Annotated in this window: 16 protein-coding genes; 1 reads left to right on the forward strand and 15 read right to left on the reverse strand. The window is 53.2% G+C overall.

Annotated features, from left to right (window positions below; genetic code table 11):
* Nucleotides 1-191 precede the first annotated feature (191 nt).
* The 7 genes from DOU50_RS15665 to DOU50_RS15695 form a co-directional block, all read right to left on the reverse strand.
* Nucleotides 192-950, reverse strand: a complete 759-nt coding sequence (locus DOU50_RS15665) for an amino acid ABC transporter ATP-binding protein (RefSeq protein WP_014171880.1) — start codon at nucleotides 948-950, stop codon at nucleotides 192-194.
* Nucleotides 951-957: 7 nt separating this feature from the next.
* Entirely contained in the window at nucleotides 958-2,061 is a 1,104-nt protein-coding gene (locus tag DOU50_RS15670; protein ID WP_032650459.1) for an amino acid ABC transporter permease, read from the reverse strand.
* A gap of 9 nt (nucleotides 2,062-2,070) precedes the next feature.
* Entirely contained in the window at nucleotides 2,071-3,252 is a 1,182-nt protein-coding gene (locus tag DOU50_RS15675; protein ID WP_090418923.1) for an amino acid ABC transporter permease, read from the reverse strand.
* A gap of 67 nt (nucleotides 3,253-3,319) precedes the next feature.
* On the reverse strand, nucleotides 3,320-4,345 hold the full coding sequence (locus DOU50_RS15680) for an amino acid ABC transporter substrate-binding protein (protein WP_024906309.1): 1,026 nt from the start codon (nucleotides 4,343-4,345) through the stop codon (nucleotides 3,320-3,322).
* A gap of 473 nt (nucleotides 4,346-4,818) precedes the next feature.
* Nucleotides 4,819-5,040: a lipoprotein gene (locus DOU50_RS15685; protein ID WP_008502867.1), complete on the reverse strand. Its 222-nt coding sequence runs from the start codon at nucleotides 5,038-5,040 to the stop codon at nucleotides 4,819-4,821.
* Nucleotides 5,041-5,344: 304 nt separating this feature from the next.
* On the reverse strand, nucleotides 5,345-8,458 hold the full coding sequence (locus DOU50_RS15690) for an efflux RND transporter permease subunit (protein WP_061716400.1): 3,114 nt from the start codon (nucleotides 8,456-8,458) through the stop codon (nucleotides 5,345-5,347).
* 11 nt (nucleotides 8,459-8,469) lie between these two features.
* Nucleotides 8,470-9,609, reverse strand: coding sequence for an efflux RND transporter periplasmic adaptor subunit (locus DOU50_RS15695; protein WP_032650451.1), 1,140 nt, complete (start codon nucleotides 9,607-9,609; stop codon nucleotides 8,470-8,472).
* Between the two features lie 387 nt (nucleotides 9,610-9,996).
* Between DOU50_RS15695 and envR the strand changes: the two genes are divergently transcribed.
* Complete coding sequence (gene envR / locus DOU50_RS15700; RefSeq protein ID WP_148769718.1) at nucleotides 9,997-10,716, forward strand: acrEF/envCD operon transcriptional regulator; 720 nt, start codon at nucleotides 9,997-9,999, stop codon at nucleotides 10,714-10,716.
* Here the strand turns inward: envR and DOU50_RS15705 are convergent.
* The 8 genes from DOU50_RS15705 to DOU50_RS15740 all read right to left on the reverse strand — a co-directional run bounded on the left by DOU50_RS15705 (nucleotide 10,632) and on the right by DOU50_RS15740 (nucleotide 18,257).
* Nucleotides 10,632-12,713, reverse strand: a complete 2,082-nt coding sequence (locus tag DOU50_RS15705; RefSeq protein WP_148769719.1) for a putative bifunctional diguanylate cyclase/phosphodiesterase — start codon at nucleotides 12,711-12,713, stop codon at nucleotides 10,632-10,634. The genes envR and DOU50_RS15705 overlap by 85 nt on opposite strands.
* A 139-nt stretch (nucleotides 12,714-12,852) precedes the next feature.
* Complete coding sequence (locus DOU50_RS15710) at nucleotides 12,853-13,017, reverse strand: DUF2556 family protein (RefSeq protein WP_024906314.1); 165 nt, start codon at nucleotides 13,015-13,017, stop codon at nucleotides 12,853-12,855.
* 178 nt (nucleotides 13,018-13,195) lie between these two features.
* Nucleotides 13,196-13,492: a DNA-binding transcriptional regulator Fis gene (gene fis / locus DOU50_RS15715; RefSeq protein ID WP_000462905.1), complete on the reverse strand. Its 297-nt coding sequence runs from the start codon at nucleotides 13,490-13,492 to the stop codon at nucleotides 13,196-13,198.
* Nucleotides 13,493-13,515: 23 nt separating this feature from the next.
* Complete coding sequence (gene dusB, locus DOU50_RS15720; RefSeq protein WP_023309409.1) at nucleotides 13,516-14,481, reverse strand: tRNA dihydrouridine synthase DusB; 966 nt, start codon at nucleotides 14,479-14,481, stop codon at nucleotides 13,516-13,518.
* A gap of 330 nt (nucleotides 14,482-14,811) precedes the next feature.
* Complete coding sequence (locus tag DOU50_RS15725) at nucleotides 14,812-15,552, reverse strand: carbonic anhydrase (protein ID WP_148769732.1); 741 nt, start codon at nucleotides 15,550-15,552, stop codon at nucleotides 14,812-14,814.
* A gap of 128 nt (nucleotides 15,553-15,680) precedes the next feature.
* Complete coding sequence (prmA, locus tag DOU50_RS15730; RefSeq protein ID WP_024906316.1) at nucleotides 15,681-16,562, reverse strand: 50S ribosomal protein L11 methyltransferase; 882 nt, start codon at nucleotides 16,560-16,562, stop codon at nucleotides 15,681-15,683.
* An 11-nt stretch (nucleotides 16,563-16,573) separates the two neighbouring features.
* On the reverse strand, nucleotides 16,574-18,025 hold the full coding sequence (gene panF, locus DOU50_RS15735) for a sodium/pantothenate symporter (RefSeq protein WP_032650448.1): 1,452 nt from the start codon (nucleotides 18,023-18,025) through the stop codon (nucleotides 16,574-16,576).
* Nucleotides 18,015-18,257, reverse strand: coding sequence for a YhdT family protein (locus DOU50_RS15740; protein WP_148769720.1), 243 nt, complete (start codon nucleotides 18,255-18,257; stop codon nucleotides 18,015-18,017). The genes panF and DOU50_RS15740 overlap by 11 nt, the downstream gene beginning before the upstream one ends.
* Nucleotides 18,258-18,316: the final 59 nt, after the last annotated feature.

Here is an 18,316-nt window from a genome sequence, read left to right on the forward strand (position 1 = left end):
ACCCCATGCCGAACTCAGAAGTGAAACGCCGTAGCGCCGATGGTAGTGTGGGGTCTCCCCATGTGAGAGTAGGGAACTGCCAGACATCAAATAAGTGAGAAGGCCATCCGAAAGGATGGCCTTTTTGCGTTTGTGCGCCGAAAAAACGGCAGGCCGGGTAAGGCGAAGCCGCCACCCGGCAGAGCAAACGACTAATGAATCACCTGCGACAGGAATGCTCGCGTACGTTCTGACTTCGGATGGGCAAAGAACTCATCCGGCGGCGCCTGCTCAACAATCTCCCCACGGTCCATAAAGATCACCCGGTCGGCCACGGTTCGCGCAAACCCCATCTCATGCGTCACGCACAGCATGGTCATGCCGGATTGTGCCAACCCAATCATGGTGTCCAGAACCTCTTTAACCATTTCAGGATCGAGGGCAGATGTCGGTTCATCAAACAGCATAATTTTCGGTTTCATACACAGAGAACGGGCGATAGCCACACGCTGCTGTTGGCCACCCGATATCTGGCCAGGGAACTTATTCGCATGTTCTGCGATACGTACGCGCTCCAGGTAGTGCATGGCTAATGCCTCCGCTTCCTTTTTCGGCATCTTTCGTACCCAAATCGGTGCAAGCGTACAGTTCTGCAGAACGGTCAGGTGCGGAAACAGATTAAAGTGCTGAAAGACCATTCCCACTTCCTGACGAACGCGTTCAATATTGCGGATATCTTCATTCAGCTCGATACCGTCAACCACGATGCGTCCTTGCTGATGCTCTTCAAGATGGTTAATGCAGCGAATAGTTGTGGATTTCCCGGATCCGGAAGGGCCGCACAGGACAATGCGCTCTCCCTGCTTGACCTTAAGATTAATGTCCTTCAGGACATGAAACTGTCCGTACCATTTATTCACGTTTTCCAGCGTAATCATCGCGTCGGCGGGTGTCATAGTTATTTGGCTCATAATTTCCTCAGTGCGGTGTACGCCCGGTGTTAAAGCGCTTTTCCAGATGCTGGCTGTAGCGCGACATGCTAAAACAAAAGATCCAGTAGATCAGAGCTGCAAAGACATATCCCTCGGTGGACATACCCAGCCAGACAGGGTCAACGGTTGCCTGCTGCACGCTGCTAAAGAGATCGAACAATCCAATGATGATCACCAGGCTGGTATCCTTGAAGAGGGCAATGATCGTGTTGACCAGCCCTGGAATGACCAGCTTGAGTGCTTGTGGAAGAATGACCAGTCCCTGCGTTTTCCAGTAACCGAGAGCCAGTGATTCCGCCGCTTCGTACTGGCCTTTAGGCAGCGCCTGCAGACCTCCGCGCACAACTTCAGCGACATAGGCGGACTGGAAGAGAATCACCCCCACCAGGGCACGGATCAGCTTGTCGATGGTGGTCCCTTCTGCCATAAACAGCGGCAGCATGACCGACGACATAAACAGAACGGTGATAAGCGGTACGCCGCGCCAGAACTCAATGAAGATAACGGAGAGCACGCGTACGATCGGCATTTTTGAACGCCGCCCCAGGGCCAGTAAAATCCCCCACGGCAGAGCACCGGCTATCCCCACTGAAGCGATAATCAACGTCAGCGTCAGACCGCCCCACTGGCGTGTTTCTACGCGTTCCAGCCCCAGAAAACCGCCATACAACAGTACCCAGACAATAATCGGATAAACCACTGCCCAGACGGCAATATAGCGTCCGCGATGAGGCAGCTTTTTCCAGAACATGGCTGCGACAGAGAGCAGGCCGATAACCAGCGCCAGATTAATCCGCCAGCGCTGTTCATGCGGATACAACCCATACATGAACTGACCGAATCGCTCGTGGATAAACACCCAGCAGGCACCGGCTTTTGTGCAGTCTGCTCGGGTTGAACCGACCCAGTTGGCCTGTAAAAACGCCCAGTTCAGCAGCGGAGGAATCAATTCCCACATGAGCCACAGGCAGACAATCGTCAGCAGGCTGTTACTCCAGCTGGAGAACAGATTCTTACGCGCCCAGAGAATGAAACGTCCACCTGTCGAGTTGGCAGGGCGCGAGGAGTGCGACAGTATCGCTTTTGTCATCATAGATCCTTAGCGCTCGACCAGTGCTATACGACGGTTATAAAGGTTCATCAGCAGTGAAATCACCAGGCTGATGATCAGATAGACAGACATCGTGATGGCGATGGTTTCAATGGCTTGTCCGGTCTGGTTAAGCACGGTTCCGGCGAAGAGTGACACCATATCCGGGTAACCAATGGCAGCGGCCAGCGACGAGTTTTTGACAATATTGAGATACTGGCTGGTCAGGGGCGGGATGATGACCCGTAAAGCCTGCGGAATGATGACCTGGCGAAGCGTCACGGTATGGGGTAATCCCAGCGAGCGTGCCGCCTCGTGCTGTCCGTAAGGTACGGCCTGGATCCCGGCACGGATAATCTCTGCGATAAACGCGGACGTATAAATCGACAGCGCCAATGTCAGCGCTGCCAGCTCGGGAATTAATACCATCCCACCCTGAAAGTTAAAGCCACGCAGATGGGGAATGTCCCAGTGCAGCGCAGCCCCAAACAGCCAGTGTGCCAATAGCGGGAGACTAACGATCAGAACCACAGCCGTTGGCCAGGTTCTACGAAGCTGACCGGTTTTGATCTGGTGCTTGCGATTAAAACGAAATACGCCAACTGAAAGAGCAAGCGCCATCACAATCGCGCCAATGAAAGCGTACAGCCCTTCACCCGTCTGAGGAGAAGGAATGGACAACCCACGGTTACTCAGGAAAAACAGCTCAAACGCGTCGACGGCCTGACGGGGGCCGGGTAGGTTACGCAATACGGCAAAATACCAGAAGAAGATCTGCAGGAGCGGGGGGATATTGCGAAACGTCTCGATATAAACAGTCGACAGTTTCCGCAGCAGCCAGTTTTCAGAAAGACGTGCCAGGCCAATAAAGAAGCCCAGTATCGACGCGAAGACGATACAAAGCGCCGATACCAACAGCGTATTCAGCAAACCGACCACGAACACGCGTCCATATGTGTCACCTTCCTGGTAATCAATAAGATGCTGGACAATGCCAAACCCCGCGCTGCGATCTAAAAACGCGAAACCGGAGGTAATGCCACGATTATTCAGGTTGGTAATGGTGTTATGGATGAGATACACGGCGATGAGAACAACCGCAACAATAGCAATAATCTGGAATAGCCAGGCGCGGACCGCGGGATGAGAAAAGGATAGCGATCCTTTTACGGCTGAGCGGCGATGGGACATAAAGAAACCTCAGTAACCATGACTCTGGAGAGGGCACTGCCTGAGCAGTGCCCGTTACAGCTATGACTTAACGTACCGGTGGCGCGTACTGAATACCGCCGTTGTTCCAGAGATTGTTCTGGCCGCGTTTGATCTTCAGCGGGCTTTCCGATCCCACGTTGCGCTCAAAGATCTCAGAGTAGTTGCCCACCTGTTTGATGATGTTGTAGGCCCACTTGTTATCCAGCTTCAGATCCTTGCCGAAATCACCTTCTGTACCGAGCAGGTGTGCCATATCCGGGTTGGATGGCTTAGCGGCTTTCTCATCAACGTTTTTCGAGTTGATGCCCATCTCTTCTGCGTTCAGCATGGCGAACAGCGTCCAGCGAACAATGGAGAACCAGTCTTCATCGCCACGACGTACGACCGGTCCGAGAGGTTCTTTGGAGATCACTTCAGGCAGAACAATCCATTCTGCCGGGTTGCTCAGCTTAATACGTAAGGCATACAGCTGTGACTGGTCAGAGGCCAGCGTGTCGCAACGGCCGGACTCCAGCGCTTTGGCCGACTCATCCGAGCGGTCGAATGTCACTGGCGTGTATTTCATGTTGTTTGCTTTGAAATAATCGGCGACGTTCAGCTCGGTATCGGTGCCCGCCTGAATACAAACGGTGGCGCCATCCAGCTCTTTGGCGCTTTTCAGGCCTGCTTTATTGTGGGTCAGGAAGCCGATGCCGTCATAATAGGTCACGCCCGTAAATGACATCCCCATGCCTGCATCACGTGAGGACGTCCAGGTGGTATTACGGGAGAGCATGTCGACCTCTCCGGACTGCAGCGCCGTAAAGCGTTCTTTCGCCGTCAGCGGGGTATATTTTACTTTGCTGTCATCACCGAAAACGGCGGCCGCAACGCCACGGCAGACGTCCACATCGATACCGGTAAATTTGCCGTTCGCATCGGCATAAGAGAAGCCAGGCAAACCGTCACTGATACCGCATTGAACAAAACCTTTCTTTTTAACGGCATCCAGTGTCGTTCCCGCATGGGCTTGACCGGCTACGGCAAACAACATGCCTGCAGCGGCCAGGCTGGCTATCATCGTCTTTTTCATAATGCATCCTGTGTGGCGAAATTTATCGTTATAGAGGCGTTTTTAAACGCTTAACCTGTCTGTGGCTTTGGCCAACGTTTATAAAGCAAACGTAATGCCAGTTTTGCGTTCGACAAAATAAGAGACGAGTGAACGCTTAATGCTGAGTGTAGACAGGCTTAAATAAAACGAGCGCCCTGAAATGGTGCGAAATTACAACCTGTGCCACAAATCGGAGCAAAAGTTATGCGTCGGGTCAGGAAAAAGGGGAGATAGTTTCCAGAGTGAATATTGGCATGGTATTCAATAATATTAATGTGTGAAAATCATCACGATAGAATAAGTAATTTGAATGAGTATGCGAAAAAGCTGTGACTGACTTCAGGCTTAGATTAATTACGTGAATAAATACGGGGCTATTTTTTTACTTATTTGAAAATACTGCACTCATTAAAAGCAAAAGCGCGGCCAGAGCCGCGCTTTCTCAACAGATGTTACTTCGTCAGGGCAACAATACCCAGCGTCAAACCCGCTACTGCGGCAGCACCGCCAGCGATAGCACCCGCAGTTTCCCAGTTATCCTGGGTGGTGCCTTTCATACAGGTATTGGTATGAACCAGTCGGCCCTGGTCATCGTAAACCGGTACACATGGAGAGTCGTGCGCGCAACCAGCCAGCAGCGCAGCGAGAAGTGCAACGGAAATGAATCTTTTCATGATGTTACCTCAGTATTATTTCTCATCCGCTATAAAGCCAGGAGGGCTATTAACGAACTGGAGGTTATTTTACCACCGGGATAAGTCCTCGTTACACGAGGAATAATCTCAAATTATGTAGTTTGTAAAAATCGTGGAGAAAAATCGGTTTCAGGAGGAATTAATGGAGACATTATGGAGCTGCAAGAGACTGTTTTTACTTAATGCAAATCATCATATTTTTAACACTGCCTTTATGTAAAGCGTAATTCATTGTTTATGTTAAAAATAAAAAAGGCACCAAAGGTGCCTTTTAGGGGGAATATTACTCTTTATGGTGGGTAAACCGTCGTCGAACAACCACAAAGAAGACGGGCACGAAGAAAATCGCCAGAAGCGTTGCGGAAAGCATTCCCCCCATAACGCCCGTACCGACGGCGTTTTGCGCGCCGCTCCCGGCCCCGGAGCTGATCACCAGCGGCATGACGCCAAGGATAAAGGCCAGAGACGTCATCAGGATCGGTCGAAGGCGCATCCTGGATGCTTCCAGCGTGGCTTCAATAATGCCTTTGCCTTCTTTCTCCATCAGGTCTTTAGCAAATTCGACGATCAGGATGGCGTTTTTCGCCGATAAACCAATCGTCGTCAGCAGGCCGACCTGGAAATAGACGTCATTGTTTAACCCGCGCAGCGACGCTGCGAGAAGCGCCCCAATGACCCCCAGCGGTACAACCAGCATAACGGAGAACGGAATGGACCAGCTTTCATACAGCGCTGCCAGACACAGGAACACCACGATCAGCGAAATGGCGTACAGTGCAGGCGCCTGGTTACCCGAGAGCCGCTCCTGATAGGACATTCCGGTCCAGTCATAGCCGATGCCGGAAGGCAGTTTTGCCGCGAGACTTTCCATCATAACCATGGCCTCACCGGTACTTTTACCCGGGGCTGATTCACCGAGGATCTCCATAGAGGGCATCCCGTTATAGCGCTCCAGGCGAGGTGAACCATAGACCCAATGAGCATTGCTAAAGGCAGAGAACGGGACCATTTCCCCATTCGCGCTGCGCACGTAGAGGTTGTTAATATCGCCTGGCAACATACGGAATTTGGCGTCGGCCTGTACGTAGACCTTTTTCACGCGCCCATGATCGATAAAGTCGTTCACATAGGTGCCACCTAATGCCGTCGAAATCGTCTGGTTGACGTCAGAAAGGCTGACGCCCAGCGCCTGGGCTTTCTCCTGATCGACATCCAGTTTGAACTGAGGCGTATCTTCAAGACCGTTAGGGCGCACGCGAACCAGCAGATCAGGGTGCTCTTTCACCATGCTGAGCAGTTTGTTACGCGCCTGAGTCAGTTGGGTATGCCCCAGGTTAGCCTGATCGATCAATTCAAAGTCGAAGCCCGTGGCGGTACCCAGCTCAATAATTGCAGGCAGGTTAAACGGGAAAACAAGGCCATCTTTAATCTGACTGAAGGCTTTCGTCGCGCGACCCACAATGGCTTCGACACCATTTTCCGACCCCGGGCGCTCCTCCCAGGGCTTCAGGCTGACGAATGCAATACCGGAGTTCTGACCCTGGCCGCTAAAGCTAAAGCCGTTTACGGTAAAGACGGATTCAACGTTCGCCTTCTCTTTGTTCAGGTAGTAGTCCTGAACCTGGTCGAGGACCTGCTGAGTACGCGTCTGGGTTGCACCTGCCGGGAGTTGAACCATCGTCATAAACACCCCCTGATCCTCTTCGGGCAGGAAGGAGGTGGGTAGGCGCAGGAAGAGTACCGCCATCCCACCGACAATAATGACGTACACCACCAGATAGCGCCCTGTCTTACGCAAAATACCGCTCACGCTGTTGCTGTAGTGCTCCACGCTTTTATCAAAGAGCGCGTTAAACCAGCCGAAGAAGCCCCCTTTTTTCTCATGATGGTCGCCGGATACGGGCTTAAGCAACGTTGCGCAGAGTGCGGGCGTCAGGATGAGCGCAACCAGTACGGACAACGCCATAGCGGAAACGATAGTCAGCGAGAACTGGCGATAGATCGCCCCCGTCGAGCCGCCAAAAAAGGCCATCGGAATAAAGACCGCCGAGAGCACCATGGCGATCCCGACCAGTGCGCCCTGGATCTGCTCCATCGACTTCTGCGTGGCCTCTTTCGGCGGCAGCTTATCCTCGACCATGACACGTTCGACGTTCTCAACGACCACGATAGCGTCATCGACCAGCAGACCTATCGCCAGCACCATGCCGAACATCGTCAGGGTATTGATGGAGAAACCAAACGCCGCCAGAACCGCAAAGGTGCCAAGCAGAACGACCGGCACCGCGATAGTCGGGATGAGCGTCGCCCGCAGGTTTTGCAGGAACAGGTACATGACCAGGAAAACGAGAACGATCGCTTCAAACAGGGTCTTCACCACTTCGTGAATGGAGATTTTCACAAAAGGCGTGGTGTCATAGGGATAGACAACTTTCAGCCCCTGTGGGAAGAACTGCTGCAGCTGCGCCAGCTTGCTTTTGATGGCTGCCGCAGTGTCCAGCGCATTTGCCCCGGTTGCCAGCTTAATCCCCAGACCGGTTGCCGCCTGCCCGTTGATTTTAGTGACCATGTTGTAGTTTTCGCCGCCCAGCTCAATACGAGCTACGTCCTTCAGATGAACCATCGAGCCGTCCTGGTTCACCTTGAGCGTCACGCGGCCAAACTCCTCCGGCGATTTCAGGCGGGTTTGCGCGATGATCGAGGCATTCAGCTGTTGCCCGGGAATGGACGGCGTTCCACCCAGCTGGCCTGCCGCTATCTGATCGTTCTGGGTTTTCAGCTGGTTGATAATATCCAGCGGCGTCAGCTGGTATTTATTCATCGCGTTGCTGTCGAGCCAGATGCGCATCGCATACTGAGCGCCAAACAGCTGAACGTCACCGACGCCAGACGTGCGGCTGATGGCATCTTTGACGTTTGAGGCGACATAGTCAGAGATGTCATCCTGCGTGAGATTTTTGTTGTCAGAAACAAAACCGGCGACCAGCAGGAAGCTGCTGCTGGATTTCTCCACGCCAATCCCTTGCTGCTGAACCTCTTGCGGCAGCAGCGGCATGGCGAGCTGCAGCTTGTTCTGTACCTGCACCTGAGCGATGTCCGGGTTGGTTCCTGACTCGAAGGTCAGGGTGATGGTGACGTTACCCGCTGAATCGCTGGTGGAGGACATATACATCAGGTTATCGATACCGTTCATGTTCTGTTCGATAACCTGGGTCACGGTATCCTGCACCGTTTGAGCGTCCGCTCCCGGGTAGGTCGCGGAAATCGCCACGGCGGGAGGGGCGATGGTCGGATACTGTGCGACCGGAAGTTTGAGAATGGCCAGCCCGCCTGCAATCATCAGGATGATGGCAAGTACCCAGGCGAAAACCGGTCTCTGAATAAAGAAGTTAGCCATGTCGTCGTCCCTTAACCGGCTGGAGTCGTGGTGGTATCCGGCGTGGCGACGACGGTTACCCCTGGTCTGACTTTCTGTAGCCCGCTGACAATCACGCGGTCACCGTTTTTCAGCCCTTCCGTCACCAGCCAGCGATCGCCAATTGCCTGCGGGGCGACGACGGTACGCGGCTCAACCTGGTTTTTATCGTTCACCACCAGGACGGTAGCATCACCTCGCGGTGTGCGGGTCACGCCTTGCTGGGGAACCAGAATCGCGTCCGGCTGGGTACCTTCATCTATGCGGGCGCGAACAAACATGCCGGGTAACAGCATATGCTGAGGGTTCGGGAAAATGGCGCGCAGGGTAATCGAGCCGGTACTTTCATCGACCGTGACGTCAGAGAACTGCAAGGTGCCTTTCAGTGGGTAGGGCTGCCCGTTCTCCATCAGTAGCTCAACGCTGCTGGCGGTATCGCCTTTTTGCAGGCTCGTCTGTTTCAGGCGCATAAAATCATTACTGGACTGGGTGACATCGACATAAATCGGATCGAGCTGCTGGACCGTTGCCAGCGCTGCGGCCTGTCCGTTCGTCACAAGTGCCCCTTCGGTCACGCTGGATTTCCCGATACGACCATCAACAGGAGAGGTCACTTTGGTGTAGGCAAGGTTGATACGTGCGCTTTCAACGCCGGCTTTCGCGGCAACCACGCTGGCATCTGCCTGCTGAGCCGTCGCCACGGCCTGGTCATACTCCTGCTTACTGACATATTGGGTGCCTACCAGCGGGAGATAGCGTTTTACCGTCAGGTGCGCAATATTGGCCGCCGCTTGAGCCTTCGCCAGTTCGCCTTTCGCGCTGTCATAGGCTGCCTGATAGGTCGCAGGATCAATCTGGTAAAGTGACTCACCCGCTTTTACATCGCTACCTTCCGCGAAGTTGCGGCGAAGGATAATACCGCTAACCTGAGGGCGAACCTCCGCAACGCGAAATGCATCTGTTCTGCCCGGGAGTTCAGTGGTGACAGCCAGAGGTGCGCTTTTCACAATGTGCACGCTGACCTGAGGCGCCTGCAGGTGTTGTTGTTGATTTTCCTGACCATCGCATCCAGTGAGCAGTACCGCGCAGACAATGAAACCGGATAAGGGCAAGCGTCTGAAATGATTCGTCATTACTGTTCCTTTAAATACCCATTAACCGATATATGCCGCGAACCGGTAGCTGGGGCAGAGGGATAAAAAATAAAATGTAGCTGCGTATAATAATGAGGGTATTTAATGTTTTTTAATTTATAAGTGCGAATGACCATGCTTCTGGAGAAAATCAGAATCAGACCTGGTCCATTCCGGGATATACTTCAGGCATGTTAATCAGGTAAATGGGGTTTATGTTGTTTGGTTATTCATCCCGTTAATTTAATTGGCTCGATGTATTTGTATTAATTATAAATTAAGAGGGGTGACTTTTTTTGTGCAAAATTAAAACGGATTTTAGTGAATACTTACATTTGCATGAACGCAATATTACCTTTAAACCTTGTGAGTAACGAGTAGTTGCCTATGGCGCGTAAAAAGAAAGAAGAGGCTCAACAAACCCGGCAGCAGCTGATTGAGGCGGCTATAGGACAGTTTGCGACGCGTGGCGTAGCCAGTACGACGCTGACGGATATCGCTGATGCTGCAAAGGTGACGCGCGGCGCGATCTACTGGCACTTCACCAGCAAATCAGAAATATTTAATGCCATCTGGGAACAGCAATTACCGCTTCGCGACATTATTCGTGACAGGCTTTCCCTTTCCGATAGCGACGACCCATTGTTAAAACTTCGTGAGCAATTTATTACTGCGCTGCAGTATATTGCCCGTGAACCCCGGCAATGTGCGCTTTTACAAATTCTGTATCATAAGTGTGAATTTAGCAGTGATATGATTTCAGAGCGTGAAATCAGAAACCGCATTGGATTCAATGATGACACGCTACGCACCACGCTGGAGACCTGTATTTCGCAGAATATCATTTCGCCAAAGGTGAATGTTGATCTCACCTTGATTGTATTCCACGGTTTTTTTAGCGGAATAATTAAAAACTGGTTAATGAATAACGACAGTTTTAATCTTTATCAGCAGGCTCCCGCTCTGGTTGATAGCATACTGGCGACACTCCCTGTCATTCGCGTGTCGCCTGATGAGGATGCTTACAGCTCAGCGCCAGGTAACATTTCCCCTCGGGCACAAAGTGCTTCTATGGTCTGCGCGCTGGTGGGTTTACCTAACAGATAACCCTGAAGGGTGTTACAGCCCAGCTCGGTTAAAAAGGCTTGCTGTGCTTCGGTTTCTACACCTTCTGCCACGACTTTCAGGTTAAGCGTTTTGGCAAGGGCGACAATCGCTGAGACAATAGTGGCATCCTCGCTTTCGCCGCTGAGCTCTTTCACAAACGCCCTGTCGATTTTCAATTCACAGGCCGGTAACCGCTTGAGATACAGCAGGCTCGAATATCCGGTGCCAAAATCATCAATGGAGGCCTTCACGCCCGCATCCGTTAGCTCTGTCAGCACCCGTACGCTCTCATCCGGGTTGCTCATCGCCGTGGTTTCCGTCACTTCGAGGATCAACATTTCCGGTGGCACATGGTGAAGAGCCAGGCAGTCGAGAACCGTTTTCACCAGCGAAGGTTGTTCAAACTGCAGTGTCGACAGGTTTACCGCCATTGACCAGCTTTGATGCCCCTGAAGATGCCATTCCCGCAGCTGGCGACAGGCTTCATTAATCACCCAGTTGCCAATGGGGATGATCAGCCCCGTTTTTTCCGCCAGCGGCAGAAAAAGCTCCGGCGTCAGTATCCCCTGCTTAGGATGCTGCCAGCGCAATAACGCCTCGAATCCGAGGACAGGACCCGCGGGGGCGTGAAATTTTGGCTGATACAGCAGGCGCAGCTCATTGCGATCGATCGCCATCCACAGATCGTTCATTAACTGGAGATGGGTCTGCGCCAGGGTGTTCATAGAGGGCTGGAAAAAGTGGTAACCGTTACGGCCCATATGCTTCGTGTGATACATCGCCGCGTCGGCATTAAACATCAGTTCACGCTCAGTTTTGCCGTCGTGAGGGTACAGTGCGATACCAATGCTGAGAGTCACCACCAGTTCATAGGGGCCGAGATTGAACGGGCTATCGATCGCGCGGACCAGCGAATTTGCCAGCGATGCCGCGTCGTCCGGACCTTCTCCCTCCGCCAGCAGAACAAACTCATCACCGCCGATACGTGCAAGGGTGAACTGGCCTTTCAGGAGAAGCAGCAGACGCTGCGTAACGGCGACCAGCAGCCTGTCACCGACATCATGCCCGTAGGCGTCATTGATGGCTTTAAAGCCGTCGAGATCCATGAACATCAGGGCAAAGTGATTCCCTTCACGATCGGCTTTGCTGATGGCCTGATCGAGTCTGTCTTCCAGCAGGATACGATTGGGCAGACGCGTCAGGGTATCGTGCAGCGCCAGTTGAGCGAGCTCCCGGTTAGCTTCTGCCAGCGACGAGGCCAGAAGGGCGGTACGTGCCTGAAGGCGGGCATCCAGCATCGACACCAGCAGGGTAATCCCAAGAATAGAGAGGGCGACAACGCTGACCAGCACCGCCAGCCAGCTCCCGTTAATCCCCTCATGATGAACCATTGTGGACATGGGAAACTGCGCCGCTTTCATCCCGGCATAGTGCATACCAGCAATGGCAATCCCCATCGTGATGGCGGCCCCCATGCGCATCAGCACGACCTGCGCGGCTTCGCGACGCAGGCGGAAGGTCAGCCATAGCGCCGCGAGAGAAGCGGCAAGCGCAATCGCGACCGAAATGGTCACCCAGCCCTTGTCCCAGATAATCCCCGGCATCACTTCCAGCGCCGCCATGCCGGTGTAATGCATAGCAACAATACCGCTCCCCATCACCAGCGCGCCGGGCAGCAGTCGGCGCAGGCGTAATTGCTCGCAGCTCACGAGCCATAGCGCAAACAGCGATGAACCCACGGCGATGACCATGGATAACACTGTCAGGGTGGCGTTGTAGCTCATGCTCATGGAGAGGTCCATCGCCAGCATGCCGATAAAATGCATCGCCCACACGCCAATGCCCATTGCAATACCGCCCCCAGCCAGCCAGACGCGGGCAGCGACGCCCTCACTCCCGGCGACGCGTGCAGCCATGTTCAGCGCGGTATACGCCGCAAGGATGGCAACAACAAAGGAGAGGACGACAAGGATATGGTTGTATTGGCTGACCAGCATGGACGGTTCTACTCGAGTGTGGGGTTACGCTAGAGCGGTTGAGAAGGGCGAGACATTATCACCGTCAGGTAATGGCTCAAAGGGATTTAAATCCCCGTTTTTAGTGGGTAATAATGGTGTGATTTGCGCAATCGGGCGGTTAGTCGAGCTCGGAGCAGTTCACAAGTTTCAGAGGATTGACGGAGTTCATATTGCGACACTTATCGGTTTCGGTACTCATCAGTTCAATCCACTGCATCAGGAGTGCATCGAAAATGAGAACGGAGATTGCAAAGACAATCAGCCACCAGTATTTACGAATCATTGTGTCATTCCGCGAGAAGAGCGCCTGTAGGGTGGGGAAAAATATACACGAAAAACCGTGGTTTAAAAGCGGGAGAAGCGAAGGTTTACACTGTGTTGACGGAGAGGTACAGGTAATAAAAAAGGCGCTTTCCCATGCCGAAGAGCGCCTTTTTAAACAAGCATTTAACTGATTAGTATCAGTTCATGCCGTATTTTTTCAGTTTCTTACGCAGAGTACCACGGTTGATACCCATCATCAGCGCAGCGCGGGTTTGGTTACCGCGGGTGTATTGCATCACCATGTCCAACAGTGGCTGTTCAACTTCAGCCAGTACCAGCTCATACAGGTCATTAACATCCTGACCGTTCAGTTGAGCAAAATAGTTCTTCAGTGCCTGTTTAACCGAGTCACGCAGGGGCTTTTGAGTTACCTGGTCCTGAGAGTTAACGGTAGAAACGGTCAGTACGTCAGAATTTACGCGTTGTTCGAACATAGTTCTGTCAGCTCTTTATTTCATTACGCAAGATTTTCGAAGTATGCCTCCAACGCCTCCAGCTGTACGCTGGCGTCCTCTATGGCGTTGAATGTGCGCCGAAACTGGTCATCTGGAGCGTGCTCCTGGAGATACCAGGAGACGTGTTTACGCGCAATTCGGTACCCTTTTGCCTGACCGTAGTGGTCATGCAGTTCCCGAACATGCGAACAAAGCAAGCGCTTAACCTCTGCCAGAGGCAGCGGGGCAAGCAGCTCCCCAGTGTCCAGATAATGCTGGATTTCCCGGAAGATCCAGGGTCTTCCCTGAGCGGCACGTCCTATCATCAGAGCATCAGCTCCCGTATAGTCGAGTACAGCTCTGGCTTTAAGCGGGTCAGTTATGTCGCCATTCGCGATAATCGGAATGGAAACTTTCTGCTTAACTGCCCGAATGCTGTCGTATTCAGCTTCACCGTTGAACAAACAGGCGCGAGTGCGTCCATGAATGGTCAGGGCCTGAATGCCACAGTCTTCGGCCAGTTGGGCAATCTCTACACAGTTACGGTGTTCCGGCGACCAACCCGTGCGAATCTTCAACGTAACAGGAACGTCCACTGCGCTGACAACCGCCGTCAGGATAGCTTTCACCTGGTCGGGGTATTGCAGAAGGGCTGAACCTGCAAGCTTGCGATTCACCTTTTTGGCCGGGCACCCCATATTGATATCAATAATCTGGGCACCACTTTCCACGTTAATCCGCGCGGCATCTGCCATCTCTTCAGGCACGCTTCCGGCAATTTGCACGGTGCGAATACCTGGTTCATCAACGTGCACCATCCGAAGGCGGGATTTATCGCTTTCCCAAACCTGCGGGTTAGACGACATCATCTCGGATACGGTTAAACCGGCTCCCATCTCATAGCACAGCGTCCTGAACGGCCGGTCTGTAATACCTGCCATAGGGGCTGCGATCAGGCGATTTCTAAGCTGGTGGTGTCCGATGCGCATGAGTTAAGAAATGACCATACTGTGACTGCAAGGCGGCGTATATTACGCATTTTTTGCACGAGATGAAAGGCCAAACTTTGAACAATCCACTGTTGTAGATCAAGGAATCGCCGCTCAATCTTTCCGTTCAAAATTATTCATTATTTAAATCATTATGTTATACGAGAATGGTTATTTTATAGGCGCTTACAATTTCCCGTAACTTCTCATCATTTCTGAATAAATGCTTCGATGAAGCGGGATAATCTGCTGTTTTTAGCAGCAGATTTCCCCACTTCTTTGCGATCTGCGTCGCATTTTAGAACATGATCGTCATGCGAAAAATGCGTCTTATTCGACCACAACGCGCCCGTGCAGCGACTGTACCGGACGGTTATTATCGTGATGCATGGTATGAGTAAATTTCTCAAGCTGTTCTGCTGAGAGGGTTAACGGCTGTTTGAGCACGATCCAGGTGACCCCTTCAGAACACGGTGGCGTGGTCAAGGAGCCGCTAAAGCGCCAGTAAGTTTTCACCTTTGGCAGCAGTTTGTTCAGGTTGAGCTCCTTCTCAATCGATACATTCTGTTCAGCCTGCTGAGGCATCACATTCCACAGCTTTTCCAGCTCGGGATTCGCAGCACCTTTATCAAACATGACGGCCACCACGGCCAGCTCACCCGCGCTGTTTTTATGTACCAGATGCATCTCCATCGCGTACTTTTTGCCGTGCACGGTGTTTTCGCTCGGCGCATGGAAGTGGAACTGCTGTAGCGTCCAGGTTTGCTTGTCCAGGGTTATCGTGTTGCGGGTATCTGCTTTTTCGCTGGCCTGAATGGTATGGCCATTGTTTGTCAGCCCGACAGGGCCATCAATGTAGTGTGTTTTAAGCGGAGGGAGATGGGCGTTAGCGGTCGAATCAATATTAATCGGAGACTGGTTCATCCCGCTTTGACAGGTCTTGTATGCCTCGTCCAGCTCGCCCCAGTGTTCCGGTGAACCTTCCCCTTCGTAGCTCCAGTGTGATGCGAATGCTGAAGCCGAAACCATGCTCAGCGCCAGCAGCGCTGCCTTGCCTGTAATGTGTTTCATCATATTCTTCCGGTGAATTTTTATAATACAAATCAACATGATTTGTATGGTTATTTTACCGAAGAATGGCAGAGGGAGAGAGAATAATCAGAGGGCGAAAGGCGTGGTCAGATGACCACGCCAAATGCTTATTTTTTACGGCCGGTGATGCGGCACCACTCTTCTTTCTCAACCACCGGGTCGAGTGTGAAAAGATCGGCGTAGGCTTCACACACGCTGTCGGCCTGGCTCGCCAGAATACCGGAAAGCCCCAGCAGACCGCCCTCAACGGGCAGCACGCTGATTAACGGGGCCAGCTCGCGCAGTGGGCCCGCCAGAATGTTTGCGACCACCACATCGGCTTTCATGGCGTCTGGCTGCGCATCCGGCAGATACAGCTCCAGACGATCGGACACGCCGTTACGCTCGGCATTATCGCGGCTGGCCTGAATCGCCTGCGGATCGATATCGATCCCGATGGCTTTAGCTGCGCCCAGTTTCAGGGCGGCAATCGCGAGGATCCCGGATCCACAGCCGAAGTCGATCACCGTCTTACCGTCCAGATCGAGACCATCCAGCCACTGCAGGCACAGGGATGTGGTTGGGTGAGTGCCGGTACCAAATGCAAGGCCCGGGTCGAGCATCACGTTGACCGCATTCTCGTCCGGGACGTCGCGCCAGCTTGGGCAGATCCACAGACGTTTGCCGAACTGCATCGGGTGGAAGTTATCCATCCACTCGCGTTCCCAGTCTTTATCTTCCAGCTGTTCGATTTTGTGCACAAATCCCGCGCCCAGCAGAGGATGGTTTTCCAGAATCGCGACCACCTCTTTCATATCGGTTTCGGCATCAAACAGGCCAATAACGTCGGTATCGCCCCACAGGCGGGTTTCGCCCGGCAGCGGCTCAAAGACCGGCGTGTCATGCGTGTCCTGGAAGGTGATAGAGACCGAGCCGGCCTCCATCAGCGCATCGCTCAGTTCCTCGGCGTTAGCGCCGGTTGTGTTCAGTTTTAGTTGGATCCACGGCATGGCAAAACTCTTTATTTATCAGTAGAAATCATAGCGGGTTGTGGGACAGGCTGACCGAAACGGTTCCCCACCACAAACGCCAGTAAACTTAGCAGTAACGAAGGCACAATCGGATGGAAGCCCAGGTACTGAATCTTAAACGTTGCGAGGACGGCATACAGCACACCGCCGACGATCATGCCGCTCAGCGCGCCCGCCGCGTTTGCGCGTTCCCAGTAGAGCCCTAACACCAGCGGCCACAGGAATACCGCTTCCAGCCCACCAAATGCCAGCAGGTTCAGCCAGATGATCATCTCCGGCGGACGCCATGCGGCGAGCATCATCAGAATACCGAGCACCAGCGTGGTCCAGGTTGAGATGCGTTTCAGCTTCTGCTCATTATGCATTTTAGCCGGACGCGCGCTAAGCCACAGATCTTTGATGATGGTGGCGGAAGCCTGAAGCAGGTGCGCGTTAACGTTCGACATGATGGCCGCCATCGGTGCAGCAAGGAATAAACCTGCGGCCCACGGCGGCAGAACCTGCACCATCAGCGTTGGGATCACCTGATCCGGCACGGTCAGGTGAGGTAATACAGCTCGACCCAGCGCGCCCGCCAGATGCATGCCCAGCATCAGAAGGGCGACAACGACGGTACCAATCACAATCCCGCGGTGAACGGCTTTGCTGTCTTTATAGGAGATACAGCGCACGGCGGTGTGCGGCAGACCGATAACCCCAAAGCAAACCAGCACCCAGAAGGAGGTCATAAACGCGGGCGTCAGGATATCGTCAGCACCATGAGGGCTGACCAGCTTAGGATCGATCTGTTCCAGCGTTTGCACCGCATTGTGTAACCCGCCGGCCGCGTAGATGACGCCAACCAGCAGCACAAGAGTACCTATCAGCATCACCATGCCCTGCATGGTGTCGTTCAGCACGCTGGCGCGGAAACCGCCAAACGCGGTGTACAGCGCAATCGTGATCCCGAAGATGAGCAGACCGGTCTCGTACTTAATACCCGCCGCCGTTTCCAGCAGGCGCGCGCCGCCAATAAACTGAACGGCAATGGCGCCGACGAAGGCGACAATCAGGCTGATACTGGCAATCCAGACCACCGCGCGGCTCTGATAACGCGCCTGCAGCATGTCGTTCAGCGTAATGGCGTTATAGCGGCGAGCGAGTATGGCAAATTTTTTGCCCAGAATACCCAGTGACAGCCAAATCGTGGGCACCTGAATCATGGCCAGCAATACCCAGCCCAGGCCGTATTTGTATGCGGCTCCCGGCCCGCCAATGAACGAACTGGCGCTCACGTAGGTGGCGGTCAGCGTCATCGCCAGCACAAACCCGCCCATGGAACGGCTGCCGAGGAAATATTCGCTCAGGAACGATCCGGTACTGCGTTTGCGCATGGCATAGAAAGATAGGCCAAATACCACGATCAAATAGACAACCAGTACGGTGATGATTTCAGTTTGCATCACTGTCCTCCAGCGGGAAATCGCGGAAGATAAAGCGCACCATCAGCCAGCTGAGCAAAATAAAAATCAACGGTACCAGCAGACACGCCATTTCAAACCAGTGCGGCAGGCCGGTTATGCCGGATGCTGAATTCGGTAAGTAAGCAGTTACTAACCATGCGACGAGATAGAGAAGGGTCAGCCACAGCGCCCAGCGCGCTTCTTTATGGGCCTGAACAAAACGTTTGTCCATTTTTTGTCCCTTGTGGATGAAGAAAGCGGGGATTGTACATGATGAGGCTTTCCAGGCCC

This window comes from Enterobacter sp. C6 (genome assembly GCF_008122455.1).
In the GTDB taxonomy this organism is placed as follows: Bacteria; Pseudomonadota; Gammaproteobacteria; order Enterobacterales; family Enterobacteriaceae; genus Enterobacter; species Enterobacter pseudoroggenkampii.